The following is a 14,141-nucleotide window of genomic DNA, read 5'->3' on the forward strand; positions in this document are numbered from 1 at the left end:
ATAATTAGCCCGACATATCAAATAAACTTCGAAATACGGTCATTTGAAAGAATTTTACAAAACCCGCTATTTTTGGATATCTATTAACCTGTATTACAAAACGGTTATAAACTCCGGATCAGAATTTCTGGACTCAAGAAACTCCCATTGTACAATCTCACTTTCCGGGAAAATATTGCTACAATCCCTTACATTTGAATCGTCCGCTGATTCTACATAAGCATTCATGTCCATCACATAAATGCCTTCGCGCCGCACACCTTTCACATCTGTGAAAAGCACTTCGGCCTGATCCGGTGGATATATTTTATCTTTCATGGCAACTTTGAGTAGTAATTTTTCTGCACCTTAAAAAAATCAATCCAGAAAAATTACGTCAAATTTCACCTCTGTGTGTAAGCATTAACGCAAACAAGTGCCACAGTTTTTAAACCCTTGGGCTTGATTAAAATGCTTTTCTGAGATTATCTGCAAATGCCAGGGGCATGATACTCAGCTCAACGGCTCGTGCCGCTTTTTCCACGTCATCTAAAACTCTGATAAATTCTACCTGCACCTTATCAGGACTTCTGGTGCTGGCAATTTGGTCAACGATTAACGGCACGACAGGGTGCGGAGAAAATCTATTTACTTTCTTCCAACCAGCTTGTAAGCCTATTCACTACTTTTTTCTGTACTGCACTCCCCTTGCGAAGAAAATATTTTTAATACTTTCAGATCATGGTTTCCGGCAATCGTGGCGATACCATGGCTCCGAATCAAACTGATTACCTGGTTGGGCCACATATGGTAACCCACAAGATCGCCAAGGCAATATATGGCATCTGGCTTCCGGGATTTAATATATTAAGCACGGCTTAAAAAGCGGTCAGGTTTGCATGAATGTCTGATAAAAGAGCAATTCTCATCAAGCTGTATTTAAATATGCAGTAATTTCATTGACCGTTTGACGGGCAGAGCGTCCAACGCCAATTAATGTCGCAGATGCAAAGCCGGTAAAACTTCCATAACCTACAAGCCATAGGCCTTCCACATCCACAGAACGAGTACCGTCACAGTCTGCCTTTCCTCTTTGCCGGATAATACCCAACCCTTTGAGGTGATCCGTTGCAAATCCAAAACCGGTACACCAGATCATCACATCAAACAGCTGAACAGACCCGTCGGGCCATACCACACCATTTTCATTGATGGACTTAAAGGTTTCACGAGAGATAAGTACGCCCCGGCTCCGGGCCTCTTTCACAGGCGGCACCATCACAATATTTCCGATATTATATTCCCCTGTGTTAAATTCTTTGCCTTCTTTCATCGCGTGGTACTTTGCAGAAGCCACGTCAAATAGCACTCTGCCGTCTACATCGTCAGGCAAGAACTGAGGTATTTTCTCCACTGCCCAAACAGTCGTCGCCACCTTCGAGACTTCCGCCAGGATCTGTGCCCCGGAATTTCCTCCTCCGACGATCACAACATCTTTTCCCTTGAAGGTATCCGCATTGGCGTAAGCCGAAGAATGCAGCTGCTGCCCTTCAAATAAATCTCTGCCTGGTATATCGGGAATGTACGGTTTTTGACATGTTCCCGTTGCGGATATAATTGTCCGGCTTCGGTAATCTCGCTGATTAGAAGTTAAAATGAATATATTATCCTCTTTTCGCACATTTTCTACCTTGACTTCGTGCTGTATTTCAATGCCGTACCGGTTCTGGTAAGCAGCGAGATAGTCCAGCACTTCTGCTTTTGAAGGATACGCATTTTGTGACTTTGGCATCATCCAGCCTGGTAATGTGCTTTGTTGAGCAGGAGAGAACAAAGTCAGCGAGTCCCAGCCGTGCTGCCAGGCTCCTCCGCCAAGCTTTTGGTCATCCAAAATAATATATTTCAGTTTTGCCCGACGAAGAAAATACCCGCAGGCCAGAGCGCTCTGTCCGCCACCGATTATAATAAGATCAAATATCTCCATTGATGGCTTAGACAATTTCAGTTTTATAATATTTGTCACGTAGCCAGAAGGCCACATTCACCAGCGCAATTAGCGCAGGCACTTCCACCAGCGGGCCAATCACACCCACAAAAGCTTCGCCGGAATTAATACCAAAAACACCAATGGCTACGGCGATGGCAAGTTCGAAATTATTCCCCGAAGCCGTAAAAGCAATCGATGCATTTTGAGAATAATCTGCTCCCCGGGATTTGGCAACAAAAAAACTCACCAGAAACATAATCACAAAATAGATTACCAGCGGAACGGCAATCAAAAGCACATCACCCGGAAGCTGAACGATCAGCTCTCCTTTCAAACTAAACATCAGTACAATCGTTGAGAGTAGTGCAACCAGGGTGATGGGTGAAATCATCGGGATGAATTTTTTCTCATACCACTCTTCTCCTTTAAGGGCAGTCAACCCAAAGCGGCTGAGCATCCCGGCGGCAAAGGGAATACCCAGATAAATACCCACGCTCACGGCAATTTCAGCAATTGTAATGTTAACTTCAAAGCCTTTCAAGCCAACCAAAGGAGGTAGCACCGTAATAAAAAAATAAGCATAAAAACTATACAGCAGCACCTGAAAAATGCTGTTGAGCGCAACCAGACCGGCAGCATACTCAGGGCTTCCCTCGGCCAGCTCGTTCCAAACCAAAACCATGGCAATACAGCGCGCCAGCCCGATCAAAATCAGACCAATCATATAATCGGGATGGTTTGGGAGGAAAATAATTGCCAGTAAAAACATCAGCATAGGTCCTATAATCCAGTTCAGTATCAATGAAACAGTCATGACCTTCGTGTTTTTGAACACCTCCCCCATTTTATTGTATTTGACCTTGGCAAGCGGTGGATACATCATCAGGATCAATCCGATCGCAAGTGGTATGTTAGTTGTGCCACTGGAAAAAGTATTAATATATTCCGCTATGGAAGGTACAAAATTGCCCAGTCCCACACCAGTGGCCATGGCCAGAAAAATCCATAACGTTAAATAGCGGTCAAGAAAACCAAGTTTCTTCCGGTTTGATGCAGAGGCACCGGATGGCCGGACGGAGTTATTATCAGCCATACGAAATATTCAAAATTTTTCTTTTATAAAATCCTCACAATAAGCTTTAATCATTTCCCGGACGCGGCGAAATTCCTTTGTTATCTCCTCTTCACTTCCGGTTGCTTTTGCCGGGTCCGGGAAATTATAATGCAATTTTTGGGCATTGGTCGGAAAATAAGGACAGCGCTCTCTGGCATTATCACAAACGGTAATCACAAAATCAAAGTCGATCTCCCGGTACTCGTCTATGTTGTTTGAGGTATGCAGGGAAATATCAATCCCGTCTTCTTTCATAATGGATATAGCCTTTGGATTGACACCATGCGTCTCAACCCCTGCACTATATACGCTGGCTCGATCCCCAGCAAATTGCCGTAAATATCCTTCTGCGATCTGGCTACGGCAACTATTGCCGGTGCAAAGCACTAGTATTTTTTTCATAAAGTTTTATCAGCTGTCAGCTTATTAAAATACATATTTGGTTTGAAATAAATTATTTGATTTTCATTATTAAAATTACGGATGTCTGAATGCCCACAACCACTCATTCCGTCCCTACAACTTTACTTCTTCTTTCTAACAAGCTAACATTACGCCAGACCCCGTTCATTTTTCCAATATTTTCACGGTAACCGATCAGCCGAAAACCATTTTTTTTATGCAGCCCGATGCTGGCACTATTTTCCGGAAATATACCGGCTTGCAGCGTCCAGTAACCTTCCTGTTCACTTTCCCTGATCAAATGTTTTAAAATAAAATCTCCCACTTTTTGTCCTCTGAAAGTGCTGCCTACATAAACACTCACTTCGGCAACGCCTGCATACACACATCTTCCAGAAACTGGTGTTAATGCCGCCCAACCTGCTATTTCACCCTTATCCGTGGTGGCTACAAAACGGAGTTTTGAAACATGAGAGCGGTCCCAGCTATCCCAATCAGGAGTGCTGATTTCCAAAGTAGCCTGCCCCGTCGCAATGCCCTGGGCATAAATTTCCCGGACGCCTGGCCAATCCGTAGATTCTAAAATACGTATTTCCATGATTCTGACTTTAACGAGTTAGCAACATCCGCCTCCCGGCGTACAGCTGGTATCATCTATGCCTGTAAGTACTAATTTCGGAAGCTCTTTCAAGCTTACAGCGGTTTTGTCGGCAGGTGTACAGCATTCTTCCCCGGATAAAGTAGTCCCGCAACTCTGCCCTCTGCCAATGGCTTTGCACTGGGTAAAGTCAGCGGCAAGATTCACAGTGAATGTATCACCTTCTGTTACAAATTCAGAAGGATACATCTGCCGGGTATCGAATTTAGAATTCCCAAATTCAATTTTAACCGTGGCCAACGGGTTCAGCGGAAGAGATTTTTCAACCAGATTTATGATCGATAAAGCCTTGCTAACCTTCATCGCCCGATCTGATTCAGAAAGAGACGGTTCCCATAGCTGCACGATCACCTCCGTCCAACTATTCATCACACCGCCACAATCCACAGAAACGACAAGTGCCTGTTTTATTTCTGTAATATGGTAAGATTCATCTACAAAATGACCTTCTGCATATTGAAATTGCAGGATCTTGTCCGGATTTTCCAATAATGTATTTTTAAAGGCTTGCCAGTTCATTGGATCTAAATTATTCATTGCGATATTACGATTAAATAAAACGATAAAAAACGTCCTGATTTTTACTATCCGCAGCAATTCACTGATACTTCGGTCTCAAAAATTTCACCGAAAATAACTTTTGCTTCCTGCCACACGGTTTCGTTAATACAGTAACAAACGCGCGGTGGATTGATCTCACCATGAAGAATGCCGATTTGTTTCAGCTCTTTCAAATGCTGTGAAACTGTTGCCTGAGCTAGTGGCAACACTTCCACCAGGTCACCGCATACACATGATTTTTCCTTCAGCAAGTGCTGAATGATCGCAATCCTGGCCGGATGCGCCAGTGCCTTGGCCAAATCTGCAATACGGTTTTGTTTTTCGGTAAAAACTTGTGTTTTTGTTACTCCCATAATGCAAAGATAAACAAAAAAATATCAATCGCAATAATACGATTGATATTTAACCTGATCGGCCGGATAGTATTTTCGTTTTTAACTCACTAATAAATGCTTCGTTAAAAGTCACAATATGCGAGCCATGAAATCAATGAAAAATCTCCTCCGAAAACTTATTTTCCAGTTTACGCATTACGCGCGTCGCCGTAAGACCGTGTACAATAATTGATAATAAAACGATAAATGAGACAATTGACCAGAGTTCGTTGCTGTAAAGAAAATCTTTCTGGGTAAGGGCAAATGACAAATAATAGAACGATCCAAGTCCGCGGATACCATAAAAGCTGATACCCAATTTTTCTTTAATATGTAAATGTGAATCCATAAGCCCAACGATTCCACTCAAAGGCCTAATCAAAAATATAAAAACTATCCCTACAATCGCCATGGGCCAAGTCAGTGAATCCAAAATTCCATGCACAAGGCTACCACCAAAAACCAGTAAAACGATAGCTACCAAAATCCGCTCAACCTGATCTGAAAAATTGTGAAGATCCTTATGAAATTCACTTTTAAACTCATAATTCCGGAGCGTTACAGCGGCTACAAAAACGGAAATGAAACCATATCCATGAATCATTTCGGTTAGGCCATAAATCAGAAGTGCGGATGCAACAGCAATAAATCCATCATTGATATTAATGAATTTAGTTTTCCGGGATACATTAAAAATCAGATAGCCTAATAGTTTTCCAAGTAAAAACCCTGCAATAATTCCTGCCGATATTTTATACACAAAATCATAAGCAAACCATTCCAGAATGCTTCCCGCGTTATTTGGCCCCAATGACGCCACAGAAATTGCCAGCCATGTGAAAGGAAATCCCATACCGTCATTCATCCCGGCTTCGGCAGTAAGGGCAAAACGGACATTGTCTTTTCTACTTTCCAAAGGTGGCCCGACCTGCACATCCGCGGCTAAAACCGGATCTGTTGGTGCCAATGCAGCACCAAGTAAAAGTGAAGATGCAAAGTCCAGATGAAGAAACAGATACGACAACATGGTAAGTAAAAAAATACATAAAACCATGGTAATCGTAAGCAACCGTAGCGGAACAGCCCAGGTTTTCAGAGAAAACGGCCGGTCAATTTTCAGTCCTCCGCCCATGATAGAAATGATAATCACTAACTCGGTAAAATGAACTGTATATTCCTCATATCTCACCGGATCCGGCTTGGGCAGCCCCTCTATGAAATAGTAAGAAATAGCACCAAGAAGTAAATAAACAACAGAATCAGAAATACCCGTCTTTTTGGTAAATGACGGCATCCAAGCCATTCCTAGTGCTGCAATTCCTATTAAAGTTATTGTAATAATATAACTATCCATGTCGCAAACATGGAAATAATCATGCCTGAATGACGTAATTCAACTATTGCTTAATGACTCAATAAACCGGAGTAGTTTTTCTTTTGTTTTTACCCCACTTATATTGATGCGTCCAATATGCCATTTTCATGGATAAATACCCGAAACCGGCGCCAAAAAGTACATCACCCAGGTAATGTCGGTTATTGGCAATTCGCAGTAATCCGGTTGTACCCGCCATGGTATAAGCCGCATAGGGCATCCAGGGAAGGCGGTCTTTGTATTCTTCACTCAAAAAAGTGGCTGTGGCAAATGCCTGCGCAGCATGGCCAGAAGGGAATGAATACCGATCAGTTCCATCAGGCCGCGTTTCGTGGGAAACACCTTTTAAAAGCGTCACCGAAGCATACATAAACAATTCCCCTTTTATCAAAATCGCGGTTCGGTTAGGAAAATCGTTTTTTGATTTAACACCAAAAGCATCCAGACCATAGGCAATGGGCAGAGAGGCGTATTCCAGATAATTGTCAAGTTTGGTATGAAAATCAGGAAATTGTTTGTTCCGCTCGTCACGGATTTTAAACTTGACCTGATCCTTAAAAAACACGGTGGTAAATAATCCGGAAGCCATTAATATTCCCGGTACGTATAACTGACTTTTTGTAAAAGAAAGCTTTTGATTGATCTGAACAGAGTCCTGCTGCTGGCTAAATGAAGGCAACGACAGAACAATAGCCAGTTGCAGCAACAAAAATTTACGAAACATAAGATGAGGTTTTAATACAATTTTCCAAGAGGCGTTAAAAGTATAGGCTGATTCTGAATTTTTTCTGAATTAAAGGGATGCAGGGTAACCAGAATTAATTACAATATTGCTGCTACTTTTATTTAAAACTCTGTCTTACGAGAATCATTTTTTTTAGGATTTAATTCAAAAAAGAGATCATTTAATCAGATTTTAACGCATTGGAAGATTAGCACCGTACTTTATATTTTCTTATTTAATTACAAAAAGCGAGAAAAAAATATCTGATTAAAACTTATAATTTTTTTTCTATTATGCTTAATTTATCAAAGGGTTAGTGTGCGTCAAAAACAATTCTTATTATTGATCATTATTCCCCTAACCAACTGATTGCCATGAAAAAAATATATCTGCTTCCATTGCTATTTTTGATCGTAACAGGCTGTTCCAAAAAGAGCGATCCTGAACCGGATGTTACTTTGGATTCTGCCACGCTTGACTTGAAATATAATGCCACGCATCAGTTTGCGCTAACCAAAGGTACTGCCGCGGTAACGCCCTCAACCTATACCTGGAAGTCCAGTGATACATTGGTTGGCAAGGTTTCAAAAGACGGAAATTTTACAGCCAGAAAAATTGGAGAAACGACCATTACAGCAATTGCTGATGGAAAAACATTACAATCTAAGATTACGGTTTCCCCAATGAGCACCCTGGCAGCAGAGCCGGTAACGGATTGGGGCGCTACAATCGCTCAGATTAAAGCAAAAGAAAAAAGGGCCTTATTATCTGAAACAACGGGAACAATCTTTTTTAAAGGAGAAAATGCCAAAATAGCAGCTTCTGGTTATGTCCTTGAAAATGGAAAATTAACTTCTTCCGCTTTATTATTGACCACCACACAAGCCGTAGCGACCGAAGCATTAACCTTTTACTCGGAGCGATATCCGGATTATGGAACTTTGGATTCCAGTGTTGTTTTCATCAACGATGCCAGAACATTTGGGGTTTTAGTCGGTGTTGATGCTGATCTTGGACTTTATGCAATTTATAGTCCATATGATCCTAATGGAAGGTTGACAAGCGCTTCTGTGGCGGATAGATTGAAACGTTTTAAGATTGGGCGTAAGCTTTGAGGTTGATTTTTCTGGTATTATAAACAAAAACCCGTTCGTCCGAACGGGTCTTTGTTTATAATACAGGAATAAATGTAGGACGTAGCGGGCTCGAACCGCTGACCTTCGCGTTGTCGACGCGACGCTCTGAACCAACTGAGCTAACATCCTTTCTTGACATTCGTAAATATATGTTAATTTGCTTTTGTCTGCAACCCATACCTGTATACCTTTTGGGAAGGTATTCTGGATAATAGAATAAGCCCGACGACAAAAATCAAAAGTAAAGCAAGAATACTGTTGCGCATGCTTCCGGTAATTTGTTCTACGGTTCCATAAATAAATGTCCCCAGAACGATGGCTATCTTTTCCGTGACGTCGTAAAAACTAAAAAAAGAAGCTGTATCAACTGTATTTTCCGGTATCAATTTTGAATAAGTTGCTCTGGAAAGTGACTGAATTCCACCCATCACCATGCCTACCGCACAAGCTACGATATAAAATTGCCCGGCAGTGGTTGTGTAATAAGCACCCGCACAAATCCCAATCCATATCGCTACACCGATCATCAGCGCATAAATATTTCCAATTTTTGAAGACAACCACGAAAAGGAATAAGAACCTATAATACCAACAAGCTGGATTAAAAGCACGGTAATGATCAAACTTTGAGAAGGTAATTTCAATTCGTTGGAGCCAAAAATAGTTGCGACATACATAACCGTTCGCAAACCCATGGTATAAACAAAAAAAGCAAGCAGGAATTTGGCAAGATAAGGCTGCTCCCGAAGCTGGCCGTATACTTTAACCAATTCTTTAAACCCGCTAAAAATCCAGTTTTCAACTTGCTTTTTTCCTTTATTAGCCGATGGCAAGTATCTAAAAGGAATCTGCGCAAACAATATCCACCAGACACCCACTGTAAAAAATGAAATTCTGGCAGGCATTGCTTTATCGGTAATCCCGTAAAATGATGGAAAAAGCACCATACTTAAATTGAAAATCAATAGTAGAACACTTCCAAAATAACCCATGGAAAACCCTTTGGCACTCACACGGTCGTAGTTTTCTTCGGTGGCTATTTCGGGAAGATAAGAATCGTAAAAGACAATACTTCCGCTCCATCCGATCAGACTCAAAGCAAAAATCAATACTGAAATATTCAGTGTATCTTTTGTAAAGAAAAACAGCAGCATACAACTTATTGACCCCAGATAACAGAAGAATTTCATGAATCTTTTCTTGTTTCCGGTAAAATCCGCAATGGCTGTACAAAGTGGAATTAGAAGCGCAGTCAATAAAAAAGAAGCTGATACGGTATAAGAAAAAAGTACAGTGCTCTTAATCGAAAAACAAAAAAAATCAATCAAACCCGTTCCTGCTGAGGCATTTAACGCTGCGGCGCTGAAATAAACAGGAAAAATACTGGAAACGATTACCAGGGCATGTACAGAATTTGCCCAGTCGTACATACACCAGGCATTGATTATTTTCGGATCGTTCTTTTTCATAAAGGGTATATTTCCCGTAAAACTAAGAAAAGCGACAGATTCCTCTGCCGCTTTTCTTACAATATTTATAAAAACCTTACTACTTTATTACCGGTTCAAAAACCATAATTGTTTCAGCATCCACGCCGCCAACAGGCATCGTACTTTTTAGTCTGAGTTTGCTATTCGTCAATTCAACAACACCAAATTTTCCGGAAAAACCAGTTATCGCAATATCTAGAGTGGCTGCATTATCAATCAGATACCAGGTCCCGCCATTGATAACCTGACTTGATTTTTGTTCAAGTGCTTTGGTAACATTGTTAGCCAAAAACTGGATATCCATATAAGTAGCAATATCTTTCGTCTGCTGATTCAGCAAGGACGGTGCGATAGTATTTCCGCTTAAATCCGTCACTGAACTCATGCGCCATGGATAATTTACAAGAATTTTACTCTTTTCCGTAGGCTTCACAGAATCGTCATTATCTTTACTTCCACAAGAACCAAGTGAAAATAAAATGACAAATACAGCAACAAAATTAATTAATCGATTCATTTTTGTGTTTTTAAAGTAATAGTTTGGCTAAAATTCCGGTTTCTGACTTCAAACCTTTAAGAGTGAATATCTTGTAAAAGTTAAATTAACAGATTTTCCAGGAGTTTTGCAAAATTAACGAATTTGTTTCATCAATTCTTATCGAACGACACACAAATATGTTATCAAGATATTTACATATAGTAATTACACTTCTGACAATCAGCTCAATCCACACCTTTGCACAGGATTGTACTCCATCTTACATCTTAAATCCGGTTACAGGCAACAATGCTATCGAATGGAATAAATTCCCTGAATTCAGTTTGCCTTTCAAAATAATATACAATGGGCCGCGCTTTGGTGATACCCAGTCGCTGCCCTTGAAACACGGATTTAGTCACCTTGCTCTATTTTCAGGAAATGAGCCTGCAACATTACCCGCCGCAAACCGCGCTTTGCTTTGGAATAGTGTGGCGACCAATTCAGGAAATCAGCCATGGGGAATCAATGAACTCAGAAGTCCGTGGGGAAATGACACGACAGCATACCGCCAGGGTTGGGCTTCATATCTTACTTTGCTTGCAAACAGTTTTCAGGATTCGCAGGGTAGCGGCGTCCCGAAAGCAGATATTATTTGTTTGGATGTGGAGCGCATGCTTACAGAAGATCGTGACATTTTAAAGCTTAAAACAAACGCCGCCACACCGGCGAAATATGCTAATCTTTCTGATGCGGATTTTCTCGCTACCTATAAAAAGGACATTCGCTGGTGGTATACCGAAGCCGTAAATTATTTAAAAAGTAAAGGTTTTGACAAATCTTCAACCATTACGAGTTACAGTGATGTGCCTGTGCGTGCAACCTGGCTTAATATTGAAAGTAACAGCTGGCAGGACTGGACGACAAATACAGCCCGGACCCATTATCTGATGCAGGATGATAATGGCAAAATCGGCGGTACTTTTTACAATTCGCTAACAAGTCTGACTCCGTCCCCTTACTATTATTATGGATACAGCAGTCCGATTGGCAAAGATTACCTTACCTACCTTTTATTTCAGGTTGAAGTAAATAATGCATGGAGCAACAAACCAAATATTCCATTTGTGTGGATGCGGATTCATGACAGTTTCGATCCGACAGTCCCGATGATTTTGCCGTTTCAGGCTCAGGCAACGGCCATTTTTCCATTCTTTTCGGGAGCAAAAGGACTTTGGCTTTGGGAAAATGGTGGAATTGCCAATTCCCGACAGGAAAATTATGCTGCCTATGAGAATTTTATTTATGGACTTTACCGCCTTTCTGAGTTTAAAGATATGTTCGAGGGCTCTTACGATCTGGTTATTCCGGAGTCTGCAAGAGATCTGATGACTTCCAAAAAACCGGTTTGGCGAGGCGTTGTAAAAAATGGAAATATTCTGATTGCCGCTCAAAATCCATATGCTGGTGATAATGACGTAACGAGTGTGACACTTTCTTACCAGAAATGGGTAAAAACGATAAGTTTGAAAGGCAAAGAAGTTTTCCTTTGCAAGTTTGATCTGAGCCAGGATAATTCTTCAACGGAGCCTAATATTACGGAGGCATTTTTATATCCAAATCCGATGGCGGCGGATTCCAAAGTAAGGCTTACCGGTATAAACGGCACAGTCAACGTCGATTTTGATCTTTTTAACAATCAGGGGAAACTTGTTTATTCCGGAAAACTGCAAGCTATTGCAGGTTCAACCGATCAAAGTGTAACGCTTCCCCAGCTTGGCATGGGCTTGTATATTGCCCGTTTCAAAAGTCCAGATAAAACGATTACCCAGAAAATTATCATCACAAAATAATGAACCGTCTTAGCAAAGAAACCAGCCCGTATTTATTACAGCACGCCAACAATCCGGTTGACTGGTTTGCCTGGGGAGACGAAGCGCTGCAAAAAGCAAAAGCTGAAAATAAGCCGATTCTGGTTAGTATTGGTTATTCTGCCTGTCATTGGTGCCATGTCATGGAGCGCGAAAGTTTTGAGCATGACAATGTTGCCGATGTCATGAACGAGCATTTTGTCTGCATAAAAGTGGATCGCGAGGAAAGGCCGGATGTGGATGCCGTGTATATGGATGCCTTGCAGGCGATGGGTACACGCGGTGGCTGGCCACTCAATGTTTTTTTACTTCCGGACAGCAAACCATTTTATGGCGTCACCTATTTGCCGCCGCAAAACTGGGTACAGCTTTTGAAAAGTGTGAACAATGCTTTTGTAAATCATTATGACGAACTGGCAAATTCTGCGCAAGGATTTGTTGAAAATATGGTTCAGCCGGAAACCAGTAAATATAATCTGACAAGCTCCGATTCTGGTTATACGATTGATGATCTGGATCAGATGTATGAAAAACTCAGCCTGAATTTTGACATAAAAAAAGGAGGCATGGACCGGGCACCAAAATTCCCGATGCCATCCATTTATAAATTTTTGCTCCGTTATTTTGATATAACCCAAAATTCTGCCGCGCTCGCACAGGTTGAGCTTTCACTTAACAGAATTGCGCTGGGTGGTATTTATGATCACGTTGTTGGCGGCTGGGCAAGATATTCGGTTGATGATGAATGGTTTATTCCACATTTCGAAAAAATGCTTTATGATAACGCTCAGTTACTTGGCATTTTCGCAGAGGCTTATTCCTTAACTCAAAACAATCTTTATTCCGATCGCCTCACTAAAACGATTTCCTGGCTTCGCAGTGAAATGCTAAGTACGGAAGGAGGTTTTTATTCTGCACTTGACGCAGATAGTGAAGGTATTGAAGGACGATTTTATATCTGGAAAAAAGCAGAGCTACAAACTGTTTTGGGTGATGATTTTGAATGGTTTGCCAAATTGTACAGCATTAGCGCACCAGGAAATTGGGAGGATGGTTATAATCATCTGCACCTTACAAATTATGTTTCAGAAACAGCAAAAGCGGCTGGAATTTATTCTGATTCTTTTGATGCAAAATATCAGAGTGCACTCCAAAAACTGGCAGAAGCACGTGTGAGCCGCATACGTCCGGGACTTGACGATAAAATACTGGCTTCCTGGAATGGACTTTTGATCAAGGGTTTGACAACTTCCTATCAGGCTTTGGGTGACGAATCCATCCGTGATATGGCGGTTATGGGAGGACGGTTTATTTTGGAGAAAATGACCGAAAATGGAAAATTATGGCACAGTTATAAAAATGGGAAAGCCAGCATCACTGCTTTTCTTGAAGATTATGCTGCCGTTATTGAAGCCTATCTGGGGCTTTACCAAATCACTTTTGATCCTTCATGGCTGACGGAAGCGGTTCGTTTAGCGGATTATACCATTTCCAATTTTTACGATTCCACTGATGGCTACTTCTTTTTTACGGATTCAGAAGGTGAAGCTTTGATCGCTCGTAAAAAAGAACTTTTTGATAATGTAATTCCCGCTTCAAATTCCGTGATGGCGCACAATTTGTATGTATTGGGGAAAATTTTGGATCGTCAGGATTATCTTGATTTGTCGGATCAGATGTTATCAAAAATGAATAAAATTCTGCTTGCTGATGTGCAATGGGTCACAAACTGGGCCGCACTTTATTGCCAGAAAGCCTCTCCTACTGCTGAAATCGCTATTGTTGGAGAAGATGCGGATGAGCTCAGAAAAGATTTTGACCGGTTTTTTATTCCAAACAAAGTAGTCGTCGGAACAAAAACTTCATCGCAGCTCCCGTTGCTTGAAAACAGGACAAAGGTTAATGGCAAAACTGCGATTTATGTTTGTTTTGATAAAACCTGTCAGCTACCGGTCAATTCCGTTGAAGAGGCACTGGAACAACTTGGTTGAT

17 protein-coding genes and 1 tRNA gene are annotated in these 14,141 nt (G+C 41.3%); 4 read left to right on the plus strand and 14 right to left on the minus strand.

What is annotated here, in order from left to right; translation table 11 throughout:
- Nucleotides 1–93: 93 nt before the first annotated feature.
- The 3 genes from FZF08_RS18020 to FZF08_RS31825 all read right to left on the minus strand — a co-directional run bounded on the left by FZF08_RS18020 (nt 94) and on the right by FZF08_RS31825 (nt 786).
- The gene (locus tag FZF08_RS18020) at nt 94–318 is read right to left on the minus strand and encodes a hypothetical protein (RefSeq protein WP_159471269.1); all 225 of its coding nucleotides are present in this window, start codon (nt 316–318) and stop codon (nt 94–96) included.
- 127 nt (nt 319–445) lie between these two features.
- Complete coding sequence (locus FZF08_RS18025) at nt 446–604, minus strand: hypothetical protein (protein ID WP_159471271.1); 159 nt, start codon at nt 602–604, stop codon at nt 446–448.
- Between the two features lie 50 nt (nt 605–654).
- Complete coding sequence (locus FZF08_RS31825) at nt 655–786, minus strand: hypothetical protein (protein ID WP_229216586.1); 132 nt, start codon at nt 784–786, stop codon at nt 655–657.
- Here FZF08_RS31825 and FZF08_RS31830 point away from each other — a divergent pair.
- Nucleotides 721–861 carry a hypothetical protein gene (locus tag FZF08_RS31830; RefSeq protein ID WP_229216606.1) on the plus strand — a complete coding sequence of 47 codons (141 nt, stop codon included), beginning with the start codon at nt 721–723 and terminating at the stop codon, nt 859–861. The two genes, FZF08_RS31825 and FZF08_RS31830, sit on opposite strands and share 66 nt — an antisense overlap.
- Nucleotides 862–907: 46 nt before the next feature.
- Here the strand turns inward: FZF08_RS31830 and FZF08_RS18035 are convergent, their stop codons facing one another.
- From FZF08_RS18035 to FZF08_RS18070, 8 genes are all read right to left on the minus strand, one after another.
- Nucleotides 908–1,963 (minus strand): ArsO family NAD(P)H-dependent flavin-containing monooxygenase, encoded by a 1,056-nt coding sequence (locus FZF08_RS18035; protein WP_159471273.1) that lies wholly within the window; start codon nt 1,961–1,963, stop codon nt 908–910.
- A gap of 7 nt (nt 1,964–1,970) precedes the next feature.
- Entirely contained in the window at nt 1,971–3,059 is a 1,089-nt protein-coding gene (arsB, locus tag FZF08_RS18040; RefSeq protein ID WP_159471275.1) for an ACR3 family arsenite efflux transporter, read from the minus strand.
- Nucleotides 3,060–3,068: 9 nt separating this feature from the next.
- Nucleotides 3,069–3,482 carry an arsenate reductase ArsC gene (locus tag FZF08_RS18045; RefSeq protein WP_159471277.1) on the minus strand — a complete coding sequence of 138 codons (414 nt, stop codon included), beginning with the start codon at nt 3,480–3,482 and terminating at the stop codon, nt 3,069–3,071.
- 103 nt (nt 3,483–3,585) lie between these two features.
- Nucleotides 3,586–4,080 carry a GNAT family N-acetyltransferase gene (locus FZF08_RS18050; RefSeq protein WP_159471279.1) on the minus strand — a complete coding sequence of 165 codons (495 nt, stop codon included), beginning with the start codon at nt 4,078–4,080 and terminating at the stop codon, nt 3,586–3,588.
- 18 nt (nt 4,081–4,098) lie between these two features.
- Entirely contained in the window at nt 4,099–4,677 is a 579-nt protein-coding gene (locus tag FZF08_RS18055; protein ID WP_229216587.1) for a DUF6428 family protein, read from the minus strand.
- A gap of 47 nt (nt 4,678–4,724) precedes the next feature.
- Nucleotides 4,725–5,054, minus strand: a complete 330-nt coding sequence (locus FZF08_RS18060; RefSeq protein ID WP_159471280.1) for a helix-turn-helix transcriptional regulator — start codon at nt 5,052–5,054, stop codon at nt 4,725–4,727.
- A 133-nt stretch (nt 5,055–5,187) separates the two neighbouring features.
- Entirely contained in the window at nt 5,188–6,429 is a 1,242-nt protein-coding gene (locus FZF08_RS18065) for a sodium:proton antiporter (RefSeq protein WP_159471281.1), read from the minus strand.
- A gap of 58 nt (nt 6,430–6,487) precedes the next feature.
- Nucleotides 6,488–7,174, minus strand: coding sequence for a phosphatase PAP2 family protein (locus FZF08_RS18070; RefSeq protein ID WP_229216588.1), 687 nt, complete (start codon nt 7,172–7,174; stop codon nt 6,488–6,490).
- 374 nt (nt 7,175–7,548) lie between these two features.
- On the opposite strand from FZF08_RS18070, the gene FZF08_RS18075 reads away from it, so the two are divergent.
- Nucleotides 7,549–8,289 (plus strand): Ig-like domain-containing protein, encoded by a 741-nt coding sequence (locus FZF08_RS18075; protein ID WP_159471282.1) that lies wholly within the window; start codon nt 7,549–7,551, stop codon nt 8,287–8,289.
- Between the two features lie 75 nt (nt 8,290–8,364).
- Here the strand turns inward: FZF08_RS18075 and FZF08_RS18080 are convergent.
- The 3 genes from FZF08_RS18080 to FZF08_RS18090 form a co-directional block, all read right to left on the minus strand.
- Nucleotides 8,365–8,439: transfer RNA gene (locus FZF08_RS18080), tRNA-Val, on the minus strand.
- Nucleotides 8,440–8,462: 23 nt separating this feature from the next.
- On the minus strand, nt 8,463–9,779 hold the full coding sequence (locus FZF08_RS18085) for an MFS transporter (protein ID WP_159471283.1): 1,317 nt from the start codon (nt 9,777–9,779) through the stop codon (nt 8,463–8,465).
- Nucleotides 9,780–9,858: 79 nt separating this feature from the next.
- Nucleotides 9,859–10,317 carry a hypothetical protein gene (locus FZF08_RS18090; RefSeq protein ID WP_159471284.1) on the minus strand — a complete coding sequence of 153 codons (459 nt, stop codon included), beginning with the start codon at nt 10,315–10,317 and terminating at the stop codon, nt 9,859–9,861.
- Between the two features lie 158 nt (nt 10,318–10,475).
- On the opposite strand from FZF08_RS18090, the gene FZF08_RS18095 reads away from it, so the two are divergent.
- Nucleotides 10,476–12,131, plus strand: a complete 1,656-nt coding sequence (locus FZF08_RS18095; protein ID WP_159471285.1) for a T9SS type A sorting domain-containing protein — start codon at nt 10,476–10,478, stop codon at nt 12,129–12,131.
- Nucleotides 12,131–14,140, plus strand: coding sequence for a thioredoxin domain-containing protein (locus tag FZF08_RS18100; RefSeq protein ID WP_159471286.1), 2,010 nt, complete (start codon nt 12,131–12,133; stop codon nt 14,138–14,140). Before FZF08_RS18095 ends, FZF08_RS18100 begins: the two co-directional genes overlap by 1 nt.
- Nucleotide 14,141: the final 1 nt, after the last annotated feature.

The organism is Dyadobacter sp. 3J3 (genome assembly GCF_009801115.1).
In the GTDB taxonomy this organism is placed as follows: Bacteria; Bacteroidota; Bacteroidia; order Cytophagales; family Spirosomataceae; genus Dyadobacter.

Excerpts from the sequence above, each read along its gene's own strand:
- FZF08_RS18020 (WP_159471269.1), bottom strand. The coding sequence starts at position 318 with ATGAAAGATAAAATATATCCACCGGATCAGGCCGAAGTGCTTTTCACA.
- FZF08_RS18065 (WP_159471281.1), bottom strand. The coding sequence starts at position 6,429 with ATGGATAGTTATATTATTACAATAACTTTAATAGGAATTGCAGCACTA.
- FZF08_RS18045 (WP_159471277.1), bottom strand. The coding sequence starts at position 3,482 with ATGAAAAAAATACTAGTGCTTTGCACCGGCAATAGTTGCCGTAGCCAG.
- arsB (WP_159471275.1), bottom strand. The coding sequence starts at position 3,059 with ATGGCTGATAATAACTCCGTCCGGCCATCCGGTGCCTCTGCATCAAAC.
- FZF08_RS18075 (WP_159471282.1), top strand. The coding sequence starts at position 7,549 with ATGAAAAAAATATATCTGCTTCCATTGCTATTTTTGATCGTAACAGGC.
- FZF08_RS18090 (WP_159471284.1), bottom strand. The coding sequence starts at position 10,317 with ATGAATCGATTAATTAATTTTGTTGCTGTATTTGTCATTTTATTTTCA.
- FZF08_RS31825 (WP_229216586.1), bottom strand. The coding sequence starts at position 786 with ATGTGGCCCAACCAGGTAATCAGTTTGATTCGGAGCCATGGTATCGCC.
- FZF08_RS18085 (WP_159471283.1), bottom strand. The coding sequence starts at position 9,779 with ATGAAAAAGAACGATCCGAAAATAATCAATGCCTGGTGTATGTACGAC.
- FZF08_RS18035 (WP_159471273.1), bottom strand. The coding sequence starts at position 1,963 with ATGGAGATATTTGATCTTATTATAATCGGTGGCGGACAGAGCGCTCTG.
- FZF08_RS18060 (WP_159471280.1), bottom strand. The coding sequence starts at position 5,054 with ATGGGAGTAACAAAAACACAAGTTTTTACCGAAAAACAAAACCGTATT.
- FZF08_RS18095 (WP_159471285.1), top strand. The coding sequence starts at position 10,476 with ATGTTATCAAGATATTTACATATAGTAATTACACTTCTGACAATCAGC.
- FZF08_RS18050 (WP_159471279.1), bottom strand. The coding sequence starts at position 4,080 with ATGGAAATACGTATTTTAGAATCTACGGATTGGCCAGGCGTCCGGGAA.
- FZF08_RS31830 (WP_229216606.1), top strand. The coding sequence starts at position 721 with ATGGTTTCCGGCAATCGTGGCGATACCATGGCTCCGAATCAAACTGAT.
- FZF08_RS18100 (WP_159471286.1), top strand. The coding sequence starts at position 12,131 with ATGAACCGTCTTAGCAAAGAAACCAGCCCGTATTTATTACAGCACGCC.
- FZF08_RS18070 (WP_229216588.1), bottom strand. The coding sequence starts at position 7,174 with ATGTTTCGTAAATTTTTGTTGCTGCAACTGGCTATTGTTCTGTCGTTG.
- FZF08_RS18055 (WP_229216587.1), bottom strand. The coding sequence starts at position 4,677 with ATGAATAATTTAGATCCAATGAACTGGCAAGCCTTTAAAAATACATTA.